The 814-nt window shown below is 40.9% G+C and carries 1 protein-coding gene; it reads right to left on the minus strand.

Annotation, left to right across the window (positions count from 1 at the left end; genetic code table 11):
• The coding region (locus MFLO_RS14310; protein WP_241433687.1) for an Ig-like domain-containing protein at positions 1-765 on the minus strand (765 nt) is incomplete at its 3' end.
• Positions 766-814: the final 49 nt, after the last annotated feature.

Here is an 814-nt window from a genome sequence, read left to right on the forward strand (position 1 = left end):
TAGAGAAGCTATAACTTGTACTTCTGTACCTGCTACTTGTTTTGGAATCGTGACGCTGTAGTTACCATTCGCATCTGCTTTGCCATCCCAATTGAGAATACCACCGCTAGGCATAGCAATACGAACTTTAACATCTGCATTCGGTTCAGTTACACCCGTCACTGCTGTTGTTTGATCTGTAATCTCATTAATCGTTGGTTCAGAAAGCTCTGTTTGAATAACAGTTGTTGTTGCTTTGGGTGAAGTTAGACCACCTTTTTCTGCTGTTACTTCAATTTTCGTTCCTGCAGCTTGTTTCGGAATCGTAATGCTGTAATTGCCGTTTGAATCCGATGTTCCTTCCCAGTTACGATAGCCTCCGCCTGCTTGTTCAACAGCTAATACGATTGTAGCATTTGGATCTGCTGTACCAGAAATGACTGTATCTTTGTCCGTTACACTATTAATCGTTGGTGTTGCTAGAGCTCCCTGAGTAACAGTTGTTGTTGCTTTAGGTGAAGTTAGACCACCTTTTTCTGCTGTTACTTCAATTTTTGTTCCTACAGCTTGTTTTGGAATCGTAATGCTGTAATTGCCGTTTGAATCCGATGTTCCTTCCCAGTTACGATAGCCTCCGCCTGCTTGTTCAATTGCTACTGTTACTACAGCATTTGGTTCAGCTTTACCAGAAATACTTGTATCACTGCTTGTTACGCCATTAATCGTTGGGGCACTTAATTCTGTTTGAACAACAACAGTGGTTGCTTTATCAGATGTCTTTACCATTTTTTGTTGCAACTACTTTCAATAGTTGTTCCACTAGCTTGTTTTCGAA

It is taken from the genome of Listeria floridensis FSL S10-1187 (assembly GCF_000525875.1).
GTDB lineage: Bacteria > Bacillota > Bacilli > Lactobacillales > Listeriaceae > Listeria > Listeria floridensis.